At 35.8% G+C, this 15,162-nt stretch carries 17 protein-coding genes; 11 read left to right on the top strand and 6 right to left on the bottom strand.

What is annotated here, in order from left to right; genetic code table 11:
• Nucleotides 1-13 precede the first annotated feature (13 nt).
• Nucleotides 14-1,711, top strand: a complete 1,698-nt coding sequence (treC, locus tag LRP81_RS03480; protein WP_230499846.1) for an alpha,alpha-phosphotrehalase — start codon at nt 14-16, stop codon at nt 1,709-1,711.
• A gap of 27 nt (nt 1,712-1,738) precedes the next feature.
• On the top strand, nt 1,739-2,446 hold the full coding sequence (gene treR, locus LRP81_RS03475; RefSeq protein WP_230499845.1) for a trehalose operon repressor: 708 nt from the start codon (nt 1,739-1,741) through the stop codon (nt 2,444-2,446).
• 274 nt (nt 2,447-2,720) lie between these two features.
• Here treR and LRP81_RS03470 read toward each other — a convergent pair whose 3' ends face one another.
• Nucleotides 2,721-3,161, bottom strand: coding sequence for an NUDIX hydrolase (locus LRP81_RS03470; protein ID WP_230499844.1), 441 nt, complete (start codon nt 3,159-3,161; stop codon nt 2,721-2,723).
• A gap of 323 nt (nt 3,162-3,484) precedes the next feature.
• Between LRP81_RS03470 and LRP81_RS03465 the strand changes: the two genes are divergently transcribed.
• The 3 genes from LRP81_RS03465 (at nt 3,485) to LRP81_RS03455 (ending at nt 7,930) form a co-directional block, all read left to right on the top strand.
• Nucleotides 3,485-4,135: a glycoside hydrolase family 25 domain-containing protein gene (locus LRP81_RS03465; protein WP_230499843.1), complete on the top strand. Its 651-nt coding sequence runs from the start codon at nt 3,485-3,487 to the stop codon at nt 4,133-4,135.
• Between the two features lie 227 nt (nt 4,136-4,362).
• On the top strand, nt 4,363-6,174 hold the full coding sequence (pepF, locus tag LRP81_RS03460) for an oligoendopeptidase F (RefSeq protein WP_230499842.1): 1,812 nt from the start codon (nt 4,363-4,365) through the stop codon (nt 6,172-6,174).
• An 856-nt stretch (nt 6,175-7,030) separates the two neighbouring features.
• Nucleotides 7,031-7,930, top strand: a complete 900-nt coding sequence (locus LRP81_RS03455; RefSeq protein ID WP_230499841.1) for a chemotaxis protein — start codon at nt 7,031-7,033, stop codon at nt 7,928-7,930.
• Nucleotides 7,931-7,972: 42 nt separating this feature from the next.
• Here the strand turns inward: LRP81_RS03455 and LRP81_RS03450 are convergent, their stop codons facing one another.
• From LRP81_RS03450 to LRP81_RS03435, 4 genes are all read right to left on the bottom strand, one after another.
• Nucleotides 7,973-8,455 carry a YkyB family protein gene (locus LRP81_RS03450; protein WP_230499840.1) on the bottom strand — a complete coding sequence of 161 codons (483 nt, stop codon included), beginning with the start codon at nt 8,453-8,455 and terminating at the stop codon, nt 7,973-7,975.
• 99 nt (nt 8,456-8,554) lie between these two features.
• Nucleotides 8,555-9,052 carry a L,D-transpeptidase family protein gene (locus LRP81_RS03445; RefSeq protein WP_230499839.1) on the bottom strand — a complete coding sequence of 166 codons (498 nt, stop codon included), beginning with the start codon at nt 9,050-9,052 and terminating at the stop codon, nt 8,555-8,557.
• Nucleotides 9,053-9,131: 79 nt separating this feature from the next.
• Nucleotides 9,132-9,308, bottom strand: a complete 177-nt coding sequence (locus tag LRP81_RS03440) for a hypothetical protein (protein WP_230499838.1) — start codon at nt 9,306-9,308, stop codon at nt 9,132-9,134.
• A 118-nt stretch (nt 9,309-9,426) separates the two neighbouring features.
• A complete protein-coding gene (locus LRP81_RS03435) occupies nt 9,427-10,290 on the bottom strand; it encodes a metallophosphoesterase (RefSeq protein WP_230499837.1) in 864 nt (287 codons plus the stop codon).
• A gap of 216 nt (nt 10,291-10,506) precedes the next feature.
• On the opposite strand from LRP81_RS03435, the gene fadH reads away from it, so the two are divergent.
• From fadH to LRP81_RS03415, 4 genes are all read left to right on the top strand, one after another.
• Entirely contained in the window at nt 10,507-11,274 is a 768-nt protein-coding gene (fadH, locus tag LRP81_RS03430; protein ID WP_263458224.1) for a 2,4-dienoyl-CoA reductase, read from the top strand.
• 127 nt (nt 11,275-11,401) lie between these two features.
• Nucleotides 11,402-12,619: an EAL domain-containing protein gene (locus LRP81_RS03425; RefSeq protein WP_230499836.1), complete on the top strand. Its 1,218-nt coding sequence runs from the start codon at nt 11,402-11,404 to the stop codon at nt 12,617-12,619.
• Between the two features lie 68 nt (nt 12,620-12,687).
• Entirely contained in the window at nt 12,688-12,927 is a 240-nt protein-coding gene (locus LRP81_RS03420) for a hypothetical protein (protein ID WP_230499835.1), read from the top strand.
• Between the two features lie 183 nt (nt 12,928-13,110).
• A complete protein-coding gene (locus LRP81_RS03415; RefSeq protein ID WP_230499834.1) occupies nt 13,111-13,791 on the top strand; it encodes a DUF3993 domain-containing protein in 681 nt (226 codons plus the stop codon).
• A gap of 105 nt (nt 13,792-13,896) precedes the next feature.
• Here LRP81_RS03415 and LRP81_RS03410 read toward each other — a convergent pair whose 3' ends face one another.
• Entirely contained in the window at nt 13,897-14,133 is a 237-nt protein-coding gene (locus tag LRP81_RS03410; RefSeq protein ID WP_230499833.1) for a glutaredoxin domain-containing protein, read from the bottom strand.
• Between the two features lie 204 nt (nt 14,134-14,337).
• Here LRP81_RS03410 and LRP81_RS03405 point away from each other — a divergent pair, with 204 nt between their 5' ends.
• Nucleotides 14,338-14,577 carry a YkuJ family protein gene (locus tag LRP81_RS03405; RefSeq protein WP_230499832.1) on the top strand — a complete coding sequence of 80 codons (240 nt, stop codon included), beginning with the start codon at nt 14,338-14,340 and terminating at the stop codon, nt 14,575-14,577.
• 30 nt (nt 14,578-14,607) lie between these two features.
• The gene (locus LRP81_RS03400; protein ID WP_230499831.1) at nt 14,608-14,994 is read left to right on the top strand and encodes a YueI family protein; all 387 of its coding nucleotides are present in this window, start codon (nt 14,608-14,610) and stop codon (nt 14,992-14,994) included.
• The last annotated feature ends 168 nt before the right edge of the window (nt 14,995-15,162 follow it).

The raw sequence follows: 15,162 nt of genomic DNA, 5'->3' as shown, positions 1-15,162 counted from the left end.
GGAGCGGATAAAGATGAGTAAACAAAAAGAACCATGGTGGAAAAGATCGGTTGTCTATCAAATTTATCCGAAGAGCTTTAACGATACAACAGGCAACGGTGTTGGAGATATCCAGGGTATTATTCAGAAGCTTGACTATTTGGTAGAGTTAGGAGTAGATGTTATTTGGCTGACACCTATTTATCAATCTCCTCAAAAAGATAACGGATATGATATTAGTGACTATTTTTCGATTCATGAAGAATATGGGACGATGGAAGACTTTGATCAGTTATTGGAAGAAGCACATTTGAGAAAAATAAAAGTAATTATGGACATCGTCGTAAACCATACTTCAACTGAGCATGAATGGTTTAAGAAGTCGAAAGACGCTAAAGAAAACAACCCATATAGAGATTTTTATATATGGAAGGATAGTAAAGAAGATGGAAGTGAGCCTACAAACTGGGAATCAAAATTCGGTGGGAACGCTTGGAACTATGATGAAGAAACAGAGCAATGGTACTTGCATTTGTTTGATGTAACCCAGGCAGATCTTAATTGGGAAAATGATCAGGTACGAAAAGAAGTTTATGATATGATGACTTTTTGGTTTGAAAAAGGTGTAGATGGATTCCGCTTGGATGTAATCAACTTGATTTCTAAGGACCAGGAATTTCCAGATGATGATGGTTCTGTGCCTCCTGGAGATGGACGGAAATTCTATACAGATGGACCAAGGGTACATGAATTTATGAATGAAATGTATGAAAAGGTGTTTTCCAAATATGACAGCATGACAGTGGGAGAAATGTCTTCCACTACTATAGATCATTGCATTAAATATTCACGACCTGATCGTAACGAACTAAGCATGACATTCAATTTTCATCATTTAAAGGTCGATTATCCAAATGGAGAAAAGTGGTCCGTAGCTGATTTTGATTTTCACCAATTAAAAGACATTCTTACTACGTGGCAAGTGGAAATGGAGAAAGGTGGAGGGTGGAATGCCCTATTCTGGTGCAACCATGATCAACCGCGTGTAGTATCCAGATACGGAAATGATAAAGAATATCACAGCGAATCGGCAAAGATGCTTGCAACTAACATGCACATGATGCGTGGGACACCTTATATTTATCAAGGCGAAGAGTTCGGCATGACTAATCCAGGTTTTGTCAAAATAAGTGACTACCGGGACGTAGAATCTTTAAATACATTCAAACTAAAAAAAGAAGCTGGAATGAACGAAGAAGAAATTCTCGAAATACTTCGTCATAAATCACGTGATAATTCCCGTACTCCTGTGCAATGGAATGAGAATAAAAATGCTGGATTTACAAGTGGTACACCATGGATTGGCGTGGCACGTAATTATCCAGAAATTAATGCAGAAAATGCATTAAATAATCCTAATTCTGTCTTTTACCATTACAAGAAATTAATTCAATTAAGAAAAGAGTACGATGTCATTACACATGGAGACTTTACATTAATTGCTGGTGACCACCAGGAAATCTTTGCTTATACCAGAAATATGGAAAATGAAAAATTACTTGTCATAAGTAATTACTACGGTGAAAATACTAATTTTCATTTACCTATAGATATCGATACTGATGGATATGTAGCAAACATTTTATTAAGTAACTATGAAGATTCTCCATTAGATTATAAAGAAATTTCATTACGACCATATGAATCAATCGTTTATCACCTGAAAAAGTAATGCTACAATAATAGTAGGTGGTAAAAAATGAAAAATAATAAATATCAATTAATTTATCAGAAACTTGTTCAAAAGATAGATAGTCATGTTTTTTCACCAGGTGAAAAGCTGCCATCTGAACATGAACTTGTTGAAATGTTCCACACGTCAAGAGAAACAGTACGAAAAGCGTTAAATCAATTGGCACAAAATGGCTATATTCAAAAAGTAAGGGGCAAAGGCTCTATTGTATTGGATAGGGGCAAATTTGACTTTCCCATTTCTGGGTTAATAAGTTTTAAAGAGCTTGCAGAAAAAATGGGCAGGCCATGGGAAACAATCGTTCATGAGGTAACAGAGGTAGCTGCAACTAAGGAGCTAAGCTCAAAGCTTGGAGAGCTCGAGCTGTGGAAAGTAGTACGATCTAGAAAGGTAGATAATGATAATATCATTCTAGACCAGGATTACTTTATTAAGAGTAAGGTTCCATACCTTGATGAAGAGATTTGTCGTAATTCTATCTATGATTACTTAGAGTCTGGCCTTTCGTTGCAAATTGCATTCGCTGACAAAGAAGTTACTGTCGAGGAAGCTACAGACCTTGACAAGGAATTATTGGATCTACAAGGTTTATCCCATGTAGTCGTAGTAAAGAGTATTGTTCATCTTGATGATGCCAGTCCGTTTCAGTACACAGAATCCAGACATAGACTCGACAAGTTTCGATTTGTCGATTTTGCAAGAAGAATGAAATAACTTTTTTGGGCCAGATAAACTAGTCATTTATCTGGCCCTGCTTTTTTATCGGAGGAAGGCAATATAAGGGTGCTTGTATTTTCAACAGAATCTGTACTGGATGCTGCTTATGTTTATTATCGTGGAAATGAAAAAGGGTAGATTGATAAATTAGAAATTTTTCAGATATCAAAAGGCAAAAAACTCCGAACTCAACCCGTCAAAAGGGTGATGGAGTGCTGAAAAAGGGAGAATCGCCAATTTCAGCACTGTAGATTTGTTGCAGGGAAAAATATTACATAAAATCTTTGATAACCTTTAATAACTTCTCGGGAACAAGTTTGAATTTACCTCTTTGAAAATCCCTTACTGGGACCCAGATCAACTTAAATATTGTTCCATCATCTTCTTCGCCTTCAAAGGAACTCGTTTTATAAAATGTATCGTCAACAAATGCTGCATTGTATACTACAACTATTTCGTGTCCGATCTCACCGTTATAGGTAAATATGTTTTCGATTGTATCTATGTATTCCAAATTATCTATTTCAGTGTTTATCTCTTCCCGTATTTCTCTTATTAATGCATCTGAGCTCCATTCCCCAAATTCGATTCCACCACCAATAGGGCGGTAATAGTAGCTCTCGTTTACAGAGTCATACCCTTCAGCGACAAGAATAGAATCTTTATACTTGAATATACAAATTACCAAAGGTCTAATTTTTCCCTTTTTCAAAGATCAACCTCCATTCTCAAGGACATAAAAACGCTATACTATCTTCAACATATAGAACTAGGAATCCTTCATAATAAATTTTTTTTAACTTTTTTTCTTTTGCTACCCTACTATCAAGTTCAGTTATCACATATTTCACATAAAGTATTACTTGTTGTGTTCTTTTCCTTTTCAAATTAAAAGTGATAATAGTAGATGAAGTATACTTTACTAGGATTTTTTTCAATCTCAGCATTTTTGAAAAAACGTGCGCAGAACAACCATTTCATACATATACTTGCAAAAGAATTGGATTTGTCATCAGAGTGGAGGGGTAATGAAAGTTGGCTACTAAAGTATGGGGTGTTAATTCATCTGAAAAAGTTACAGAGGCGTTACTCCGATGTGTGAAAAGGAACTTTGGCTATCCGAAATTTTGGGGGAGAGTACTTTCACAAGTGGAAGGTCTATCAGAAGGCTTGACCACTCAAGAAATACAATTAATTCATGAGCGGAGCATAAAAGTAATGCCTATCTTTAAATCAGATGAAGTTCCAGAAGGATTTGATAAAGGGAGAGTATTCGCAAGAAATGCATTATACCATGCAAGGCGCTTATCTATTCCGAAAGATACGGCTATTTTTGTTGATGTGCACCGATTTATGGATGTGGATGAAGCATTTGTATATGGATGGATAGATTCAATTATTTCTACGGGGTATATACCAGGATTCCTCAACGATTCAACCAAAGGGCAATTTTCAGAGTCGTATTGCAGAGCTGTGAAGAAAAAACGTCAGATTGCTACACAGTCCATTCTTTGGAGTGCCGAGCCTGAAATAGGTACTTCACAAGAGAAGACTGCCCCAAATTTTACGCCTCACTCTCCACCATGCAAAGCCAATATATGGGCATGGCAATATGGGAGAGAAACAGGAGTGTGTCAAGTTAACACTGTACTTGCTGATCGTAAGTTATTACCCTTCCTCTATTAGTTACGTCAATGATAAGAGGATTGATTCCTTTTCTAGTTATTAGAAATTTCTATTGTCTAAATCGTGTACTAAGGAATTTAGGAAATTCATTATTATTTCCAGAGTGTAATCAGCTTTAGATGCATACGAATAAATTTTCTGACTTTTCAATAAAGATAATTCCCATAATGTATTTTTTCCTTTATAATATAATTCGTATTACGAAATATTAGGAAAGGGGTATAATTATGACACAAGTATTAAATAAGACTTTGCAGAGATCAGAAGTACCTTTGGAACAGACTTGGGATTTAAAGGATTTATTTACTTCTAGTCATGAATGGGAGAATGAACTTGATGCGATTAAGGTTGATTTAAAGACTATTGCATTATATAAAGGAAAAGTAACAGAAAGTGCTAGCACATTGCTTAATTGTTTGAAGGCAGAGGAGGAGTTGGCAGAAAAGGTTGGTAAGGTAATGACTTATGCTTCTCTTAAGCAATCAGCGGATGGAACGAATCCAGATAATCAGGCGAATGCCACTAGAGTGGCTAGTTTGTATTCTTCTGTAAACGCAGGTACCTCATTTATCTCCTCAGAAATATTGACATTGGAGAAAGAAACGCTCGAAGAATATGTTTCGGAGGAAAGGGAGTTAGTACACTTTCGTAAAAATTTATTAGAGCTATTAGAAACGAAGCCCCATAGGTTATCGGCAGAAGCGGAAGAAGTTTTATCTGCTTTGGGAGAAGTTCATAATGCCCCATATATGATATACCAACGGAGTCTTATATCTGATATGTCCTTCTCGTCTTTTACAACAGATGATAATAAAGAACATCCCTTGACATTCAATATTTTCCCAAATTATGAAGGATCAGCTAATACAGATCTGAGAAGAAAGGCTTATCAAACATTTACTGATACGCTTGCGAAGTACAAGCATACATATGCCGCTACTTTTGCAACGGAGGTAAAAAAACAAGTAATTGAATCACGTTTACGTAAGTATGATTCGGTTACAGATATGTTACTTCATAGCCAACATGTGTCAAAAGAGATGTATCACAATCAATTGGATACAATCCAAATAGAACTTGCTCCCCATATGAGAAGACTCGCATCCTTAAAAAAGAGAGTTCTTGGATTAGACAAGATGTATTTTTGTGACCTGAAAGCACCACTTGACCCTAAATTCAATCCACAAATTACATACGAAAAGGCATCGAAACTAATTCTTGAATCTCTAAAAATTATGGGTCCAGAATACATGGAAATAATGGAGGAAGCTTTACAAAACAGATGGGTAGATACGGCAAACAATGTTGGAAAAGGATCAGGAGCATTCTGTTCAAGTCCTTATGGAGTACATCCATATATCTTAATGACGTGGAGCGATTCGATGAGAAATGCTTACACACTAGCTCATGAGCTTGGGCATGCTGGACATTTCCGTTTAGCAGGACGATATCAGCGTATATCCAATACACGTCCTTCTAGATATTTCGTTGAAGCCCCCTCTACAATGAATGAAATGCTATTAACACAACACATATTATCCCAACCTAATGATGAAAGAATGCGCAGATGGGTTATCCTGCAGTCACTAGGCACCTACTACCATAATTTCGTAACTCATATTTTAGAAGGAGAACTGCAAAGGAGGATATATGCTCTTGCAGATCAAGATATTCCTATCACTGCCAAAGTCCTCAGTGAACAAAAGCTTTCATTACTTTCCGATTTCTGGGGAGATGCAGTAGAACTAGATGAAGGAGCTGCATTAACATGGATGCGTCAACCACATTATTATATGGGACTTTATCCATACACATATTCAGCAGGTTTAACAGCTTCTACAGCAGCTGCAAAACAAATCGCAGTAGAAGGGAAACCAGCAGTCGAAAAATGGTTGTCAGCTCTTAAGGCAGGAAGTACCTTAACGCCACTGGAGTTAATGAAGCAAGGAGGAGTAGATATGTCTACTCCAGAACCGATAAAAACCGCTGTCGCATATGTAGGTTCATTGGTAGATGAGTTAGAAAACAGCTTTTCATAAGGTTCTTTTCGAAAAAAATCGTAACTATCAAGTTATTAAAAGTCGGTTTTGGACTTTTTTCTAGCATGTTGTTCACGAATGTTGCCATTACTTTTATTCTTCATGCAAGAAAAAAGTGGACGAGTCACGATATTTGCGAGTTTCTTGTCTCTTTCACAAACGCACATAGTTTGCAAATGTCTACCGAATAAAAAGGGGCTGGGACAAAAATGTTTTAGTCTAAGACAAAACCGAACTTATTTGAGTGATTGATCAAATATGTTCGGTTTTTTAGTATAAAAATATGCTTTTATTTTTCAGATTACACTAGCGGTTGATTGGAGGGCAAGACATAGACTCCTGCGGGAGAAGTGGCCAATGTGAGACCCCGCAGGCGAAGCCGAGGAGGCTCGGGTCACCCGCGGAAAGCGAAGTCTTGCACGGAAATCAATAGCGGTATTTATTGTCGGCCATTATATTGTTCGTCTTTTTGTTTGTGTTCTTTAGTTTTGTCCCAGCCTCTTTTTGGAGTTTTTATGATGTCGAGCATTAATTGATAGATTCGTTTTCTGTATGAAACATATTTATAAGGGGAGTTCGAAAATATTAACAAGAGAAATGTCGGGAAATCATCAATAGAAGGAAAAGCCCAAAAACGAAGTGGTATGAAACCCAAAAACAATGGAAGACAACATCGAAAATGTCTTCATTAGCCTAATGAGTCCAAAAGTCCCGGAGGCAAACTATTAGTTCTCGTAAACATAGTTATTAATATATATCCTCTTCCTGTCCAAAGCCCAAAGACAAGACTCAAGATTTTTCCAAACTAACCGATAAAACAAGGGAGATATAAGTAAAGAATGGAAGGGCGAAATGAATGGAAAATCAATCAGGTATATTACTGGACTCAGGAACAAACGAAGTGGAGTTTCTAGAGTTTTTAATAGGGAATACAAGCTTTGGTATTAATGTCTTGAAGGTCAGGGAAATAATTAAACCTTGCCCCATTACAAAAATTCCACACTCACATAAGAATGTTGAGGGAATCATCGAGTTAAGGGGGGAAGTTTTGCCTGTTATTCATTTGCGTCGAGCACTGGAAATCAAAGAAGAAAATGCGCATACTGAAGAGAAATTTATTGTGTCAGAATTTAATGGATTAAAAGTAATCCTACTGGTAGATCATGTTACACAGATTCATAGACTTACCTGGGCTGATATGGAAAAACCATCTACTTTGACCAATGGAATGGAAGACCATTTGACTGGTGTGATCAAGCAGGAAAACAACATGATTTTATTGCTTGATGTGGAGAAAGTGTTGTTTGATATTTATCCAAATATGAGTCAGCAAGCTTTTAATGGGAACGAAGATAATAAATCATTACGGGTTAAGAAGAAGATAATGATTGTGGAGGATTCCCCAATGTTAAGGAAGTTAATTGAAGAAATGTTGATATCATCGGGGTTCCAACAGTTAGTGTTTTATGAGAACGGCAAAGATGCATGGGATTATTTGTCTAGTGAAGTAAAAAACGATAAGCAAGTAGATTTAATTATTACAGACATAGAAATGCCTCAAATGGATGGGCATCATCTTACTAGAAAAATAAAAGAGGATAGTATCTTATCAAAAATTCCGGTCATTATTTTTTCTTCGTTGATTACAGAACATCTAAAGCACAAGGGAGAAATGGTCGGAGCCGACGCACAAATTAGTAAACCACAATTATCCAGTTTAATTGAGACAATGGATTTGTACCTTTTTAACAACTAAAGGAACGAATAAGGAGCACTATTTTAATCAGTGCTCCTTTTTTTATAAGTAACTTTCTCCAAGCTTTTTAAATACAGGTTTTTGGTAATGCTTCTTTTGTGAATGCCCTTGATTTGTTGTTGGATGAAAATTTGTATACCGTTGTAGTAAATTTTTTGCAATGGTTAGCGACATATTTGCCTTCGGGTTCCGATATTGATCATTTAATTCCCCTAGGTGAGGGAGATTTGCAAAGTCTTCTTTTGATGGCGGTAAGTGAAAGTAATATTCCCCAGCCAGTACTAATACATCAGATTGTTGTTGACTGTTTTTTGGATTCCTTGAAAAGTGCAATCCTTTTTTTTCTGCTTTTCCTTCCAGTATTAGCTTCTCCAATGCTTTTCTTTTAAGTGCATAAAGAAACTTTGGGTCAGATGCGGTTTTAGCATGTCTGTTTACCGTAAAGATGGCACGAGAGAGGTTTTCTATAGAAGATTCGATAGGGGAATCAGTCTTTCTTTGATTGGGATAGCTTTGTTTGTGCATAATAGGCTCCTTTCTTTTTTATTATTATAATGGTTCTCTAAGAAAAATGAAAGGAAAGTCCCATTTGTCAGCAGTTTAGTTACAGATTTTCCATAAATACTACGGTCTGATATAAACTCTCGTACCATTTGGAACGATGGAAGCAAGGTTAAGAACATCTTGATTGTACATTCTTATACATCCTTTTGATACGGCTTTGCCAATGGAACTAGGGTTATTTGTTCCATGTATACCATAAGATAGCTTGGAAAGTGAAAGCCACATTGCACCAAATGGACCACCTGGATTTGGCTCTCGGTTTACTATGACGTAATTTCCAACTGGGGTATCGAAAAGCATTCTTCCTACTGCGATGGGATAGGTTTTCACAACTGCCCCATCCTTTTTTAATGTTAGGGTTCTGTTATTAATTGAAACCTCAATCGTATAGGGGATGCTCACAGCTATTGGTAAACCTGGAATAATTATTTGCTGTCCAGGAATGATATAATCTGGATTTGGTATGGGGTTTGCTTGAAGTAACTCAGCTAAAGTCCGCCTGTAGTCAAGTGCAATTGATCGAAGTGTTTCACCCGGCCTGACAATGTGTACAGCCACTAATAACCCTTCCTTTCAGTTAGTTATATTAAAAGAAGCCGCTGCCTCAAGCATCGGCTTAAACGAAACTTAATTCATATTATCTGAAATAATATTGATTTTGATATGGTTGGTATGGTGGGTAATAGGGATACGGTGGTGGATAATATGGTCTTGGTGCTAAAAGAGAACCAACAGCCAAACCTCCAATAAATGGTAGGAAAGGAAAACCGAAACCAAATCCTCCAAATCTATTGTATAGGATATTTCGATTCATTCGGACATACGCCTCCTTTATTGGGTCTTTATAATGTATGGTAATAAAGGGAGCTATGCGCATGTACTAGAAGCCCAAATTAGAGACCAGCCATCACCATTAGCTAAAAATCTAATGATTATTGATCACTTTTTAGTGTAAAGAAAGTTATTTCAGGAGGGACGAGAAAACGATAAGGTTGTCGAGTTGTCCCAAGTCCTTTATTTACATAGAGGGTTAAATTGTTTAAATAATAAAAGTCCTCATAAAATTTAGTACCAAGAGGAGGAGTTATCAAAGGTCCTATAAATGGAAGCTGAATCTGTCCACCGTGGGAGTGTCCAGATAACTGTAAATTTACATGGAACTCTTCAGAAATGGCTTCAGCTACATCCGGTTCATGTGCAAGTAAAATGGTATAAGCATCTTCTGGAATGTTGCGCAACGTCTGACGAAAATCAGGTCGCCCAAGCATTAAATCGTCCACTCCTCCGATGTAAATTCTACTCTTATCAATTAATTCTATATAAGTATTTTCGTTTTTTAATATGGTAAAACCAGAAGCCTCCATAATTTCTTCATATGTTTCAGTACCGTACCCTCCATGATCATGATTGCCATAGATGGCAAACTTACCTAAAGGAGCATTTACTTTTTCCAAAATGTGAATCAGATTATAAGATTGATCATATTCCATTGGATTATCCATTAAGTCACCTGTGAAAAAAACAACATCAGGTTGTTCTTGATTTATTATTTTCACTGCATTTTCAAGGTCTTGCTTATCAAAAAAGTGCCCTACGTGTGTGTCGGAAAATTGAGCTATTTTAATACCGTCAAAGCTTTTCGGGATACTTTTGTGAACGATGGTATGTTTCACCTTATTCATTTGTTTTGGTTCTACATATCTAGCGTAATAATAGCCTACTCCACTAGCTATAATGGCAACAAAAAAGGAGGTGAATATCCTCTTAAAAAAACCTCTTCTAGTTATTTTAGACATACTATACTCAACCTATCTTTAGGAGTTTTCGTTTCTTTTTTCCTAAGAATTCATTATATCATCAAAACTATTAATCTTTCTTGTATTGATGACTAGAAAATTATTGAAAGGAAATCTGTGTAATATTTTTATTATTCTGCAAATTATAGTAGTATTTATATTAAATAGCTGAAAGATCCAAATTGATATAGAAACTTAATACTGGAGGTATGTAAGTTGGGAGAGAAAAAGGTTGTTATCATAACAGGCGGTTCAAGTGGCATGGGAAAATATATGGCAATAAAATTTGCCCAAGAGGGATTTAATGTCGTTATTACTGGAAGAGAGCTAGACCGATTGGAAGCGGCAAAAAAAGAAATTCAAAGAACTGATAATCAAGTTTTGACGATTCAAATGGATGTTAGGGAACCGGAGCATGTTAAGCGTATGATTAAAATGACTGATGATTCATTCAATCGTATTGATGTATTAATCAATAATGCAGCTGGTAATTTTGTTTGTCCTGCCGAAAAGCTTTCTGTTAATGGTTGGAAATCCGTTATTGACATTGTCTTGAACGGAACTTTCTACTGTAGTTCTGCAGTTGGGAATTATTGGATGGGACGTGATGTGAAAGGTAGCATGATAAATATGGTTGCCACTTATGCTTGGAATGCGGGAGCTGGGGTCGCACATTCTGCTGCTGCAAAAGCTGGTGTTCTCTCATTAACTAGGACACTAGCAGTTGAATGGGGAACGAAGTATGGCATTCGCGTAAATGCTATAGCGCCAGGTCCTATTGAAAGGACTGGAGGAGTAGACAAACTGTTGCAATCAGAAAAAGAGGCCGAAAAAATTAGGGATAGTGTTCCTTTGAAAAGGTTTGGCAGACCAGAAGAAATAGCAGAGCTGGCTTTTTTCCTCAGTTCAGAAAAAGCATCATATATTAATGGTGAATGTGTAACAATGGATGGTGGACAATGGCTTCAGCCGTTTCCATTCTAAAATAGCATTTTTCTATATTATGCATGAGATAAAAAGGGTCTGAATCGGTGTGTTTTCTACATTCTTAGGTAATTCATCCTCTGTATTCGTGATATAATAGTTGAAAAAATACAAAGGGGAGAAGAGGATGGATCCACTTGATATCATGGCTAATTTAGACAAGGTATGCCCCTATTATCAAGCTATATTCAATGCCGAGAAGCAAGAGGTGATGGGATATGAAGTATTGGGGAGGATTCAGTTGGATAATAAAGAGGTGGAAAGTTTAGGTCCCTTCTTTCATGATTACTCCATTCCCCTTGAATATCAGAGCGAAGTGGAAAAAGTGGTTATTAATAAAGCATTGACATATTACACAGAAAATAGTTGTAGCTTCAAGCTTTTTTTAAACCAAAATGTTCATTTGTTATTACAGGATCAGGGAGAGTCTTTACTTGAACTATTGCTTTCATTTGTACCGAAGGGGTTAAATCTTGAAAATATTGTAATTGAAATTGACGAGCACTCATCTAAAGAAGATATTGAGTATATTCAGCATATATTCAATTACTATAAAACATATGGAATTCAGCTGGCTATTGCAAATATTGGGGAAGCTGGTGCTAATATGGATAGGATTAGGCGCTTATCTCCCAATATCATGAAGGTGGATTTAAGAATGTTAAGGCAATCATATGAAGTGACATCTCATCAGGATGTATTATACTCCCTAGCAATTCTTTCTAGAAAGATTGGTGCTGCCTTACTGTATGAAAATATTGATGCATCTTTTCAGCTCCAATATGCATGGCGGAACGGGGGACAGTACTATCAAGGAGAGTATCTCCATCAGCCTGGACCTGATTTTATTCAAATTTTGCATGCCAAAAAAGTATTAATCGAGAAATTCCAACAATTCATCCGTTATGAAAAAAGAAAACTCCAAGCAATTCATCATTTTTCGCAGATGCTTGATGCAAAGATACATTCTCTTCCTTCAAAGGATATGCAGCATGATGAGATTGATAGTTGGTTACTTTCCTTGGCAAAACAATTTACCGACATAAGTTTTAGGATGTACGTATGTGATGAAAATGGTTTTCAACTGTCTTCCAACCTATTTAAGGAAGAAGGTATATGGAAGACAGTGGAGTCCTCTAAAGGGAAAAATTGGAGTTGGAGACCTTATTTTTTGGAAAATGTAATGAAAATGAGTATAGATCAAAAAGGGATACTATCAGATCTCTATAGTGATATTAAAACTGGGGAGTCAGTCCGTACTTATTCTTATCCCATATCACGAGGAAGGTTCCTCTATATGGATCTAGCTTATGAATTCTTGTATGAAAACCAGGACCTCTTATAAAACAAGACGTATAGAAAGAATTGTACTGTTTACCTTAAGAGTATAGATTACTCTTGAGAGGTGATACAATGGGTTCTTTTGATTTCATTTTGGCTGTTTTAGCATTAATTATTGTGGTTGGAGCAATGGGGTATACGTATAGAATTGGTAGGCAATCTAATACTCAGACCTCTACTCATGATTCTTCCATTAGTGAAAAAGTTCAAGAACATTATGTTCTGAAAAATCCGGTATTTGTGGCGTTATTGGTAGCAACAATCTTAATCTTGTTATACATTGCTTATGCTGCATTACGTTGGCAATGGTGATGAAGAAATGAACCCCTTCCAAATTGGTAGGGGTTTTTAATGTTTTGGAGGAAAGCCAAAAGGGAAAAACTAAATAAATTGAGTATTTTGTCAGATTTCGTATTTATTTTACGAACGTTTCTAATCCCAGTCAACTAAAGTTATTGATACAATAAGAGCACATCATCTGAGGAGGAGATGGAAATGCATAAGTTTTGGGCAGGTATTCTATTAATTGTATTAGTTGTAATGTTGGGTTCCCATACGGTTTCTGCGGAACAAAAACTGTCAGATGAAGAAATTTTCACTTTCTTGAATGAGGCATATAATTCTCAACTGTCATTAGGAGAAAAGCATCATTCAATGAATGAGATTAAAGAAAAATTAAATGATTATTTCTCTTCAGATTATCAGGATGCTTTTTTAGCTGAACACCTCTTTGAAGAAAAAGAAGGCTTTATTACATATGGTACTGATTTTACACCATACTATATTCCATTTTTCTCTTACAATGAAGAAACAAAAGTATTAAGAGATGAAATAAACGAAATCATTACTGTATATCAATTTTTCCCTGCTGAAGAAAATATGCCGAGCCTCTACGATGACCACTATGAATATATTGAATTAAAAGAAACAGAAACAGGATTAATTGTTACAGACTATGATTTCTCCTATCAGGAACCTGCATTTCTTAGTTATGAGATAAATCCAATTTCCGAAGTCATTAAACCTACTAATGTATCTATATTCCAAACAAATACCAATTCAGTGAGTGTACTTGGTTTTTTTTTCAAGCCGTTTTTATATAACTTCACCTTTCCAATGTTAACCTCAAATGAAATAGATCACCTTAAAAATAAAACCAATCTTGTGACAAGGTAAAAAAACAAAAAAAGAGCGGGTACGCTCTTTTTTTGTGGATAAAAATACTTTAAGTAACTCACCCTTAATGGTATGATGTACTTTCTTACAGGAAATGATGAATGGTTATTCCTCAAAACCTAGCAGTTTTTGTAATAATGCTAGATCAAATCCTTTTACAACATGTTCATCCACTGTTACAGTAGGAGTGGAATACGATTGTAATACATTGACAAGGTGATTCCTTGCCTTTAGGTTTTCTTTAATATTGACCTCATTAAATGAAACCTCGTGGTGTGTTAAAAACTGTTTAACAACCTGACAAGGTGGACAATCAGGCTGGGTATATACTGTGATATTCATAAATGTTCAGCTCCTTGTAAGAAAAAATTCATAACTTTATACATTGAATTGTTGAATTTACTTACAATAAAATAATAAAGTTGTTAGTGAAAAATAATAAATTTCATTTCTACACTCATTTTACTTGATAATTGATGGTTTTGTGTAAAAAAACAAATAAAAGTGAAAGCTAGTTGTAGGAAAGAATAGAAGGAGAGTTGTTATATGTCTTTATTGGTAGGGATAGTAAAAAGACTAAATGATTTAAAAGAAACTTCAGAAGCTGGGAACGAACCAGCACAAAGATACTTTGAAGTTAATGGGGAAAAAGTTTGTAGTGTAAAATTTTTTGATAAAACAGATACATATGAACTGGAAGTTTTTCGAAAAGGTGAAAGTTCTCAAACATACCAATTTGACAATATAGATATGATAGCTATAGAAATTTTTGATTTGATTCATTAAAAAGGTTGTTTATTTTTGGGAGGGTGTAATATGAGTAATAATATCGATGACTATATAGATAGAGGTCTTAAAGGGGATCCAGAAATTAAGCCTGCTGAAAGAAGAGAATTCCTTTCACAATTACGCGAAAGAATAATTCTAGCTTTATCAAGTGGTCAAGTGATGAACAAAATGCCATATAAACCCCTATCAGATTTAATGAAAAAACATCCTTCTTCTCGCCTATTTTTAGATGGAGATTTGAATTATAATCACTTATCCAAGTATATTAGAATGGCAAGTGAAAACGGGATACCTTTTACCATTGTAGATGACAAATCTGCTACTACGAACATTGGATTAGTTTTATCAGCCCAAACTGCTTTAGACAAAGAAGAAATCTTTGTAGCAAAAGAAGAGTTTGAACGACATCTCTAAAGGGAGTGTTCTATATGATACCCACTGTACAATGTCCAAAATGCAATAAGGAAGAAGCAATGGATAAAGTGTTGACAGCACATTCCAACCAAAATGTGTTGTACAAATGTCCGCACTGTGCCTATTCAAAACGACAGATTCAAACAAGTAAAGGTTAAAACCAAGCAA

This window comes from Sutcliffiella rhizosphaerae (assembly GCF_917563925.1).
Classification (GTDB): domain Bacteria; phylum Bacillota; class Bacilli; order Bacillales; family Bacillaceae_I; genus Sutcliffiella_A; species Sutcliffiella_A rhizosphaerae.
Note: the sequence above shows the minus strand (reverse complement) of the source record. Positions and strands in the feature narration are given on the sequence as shown.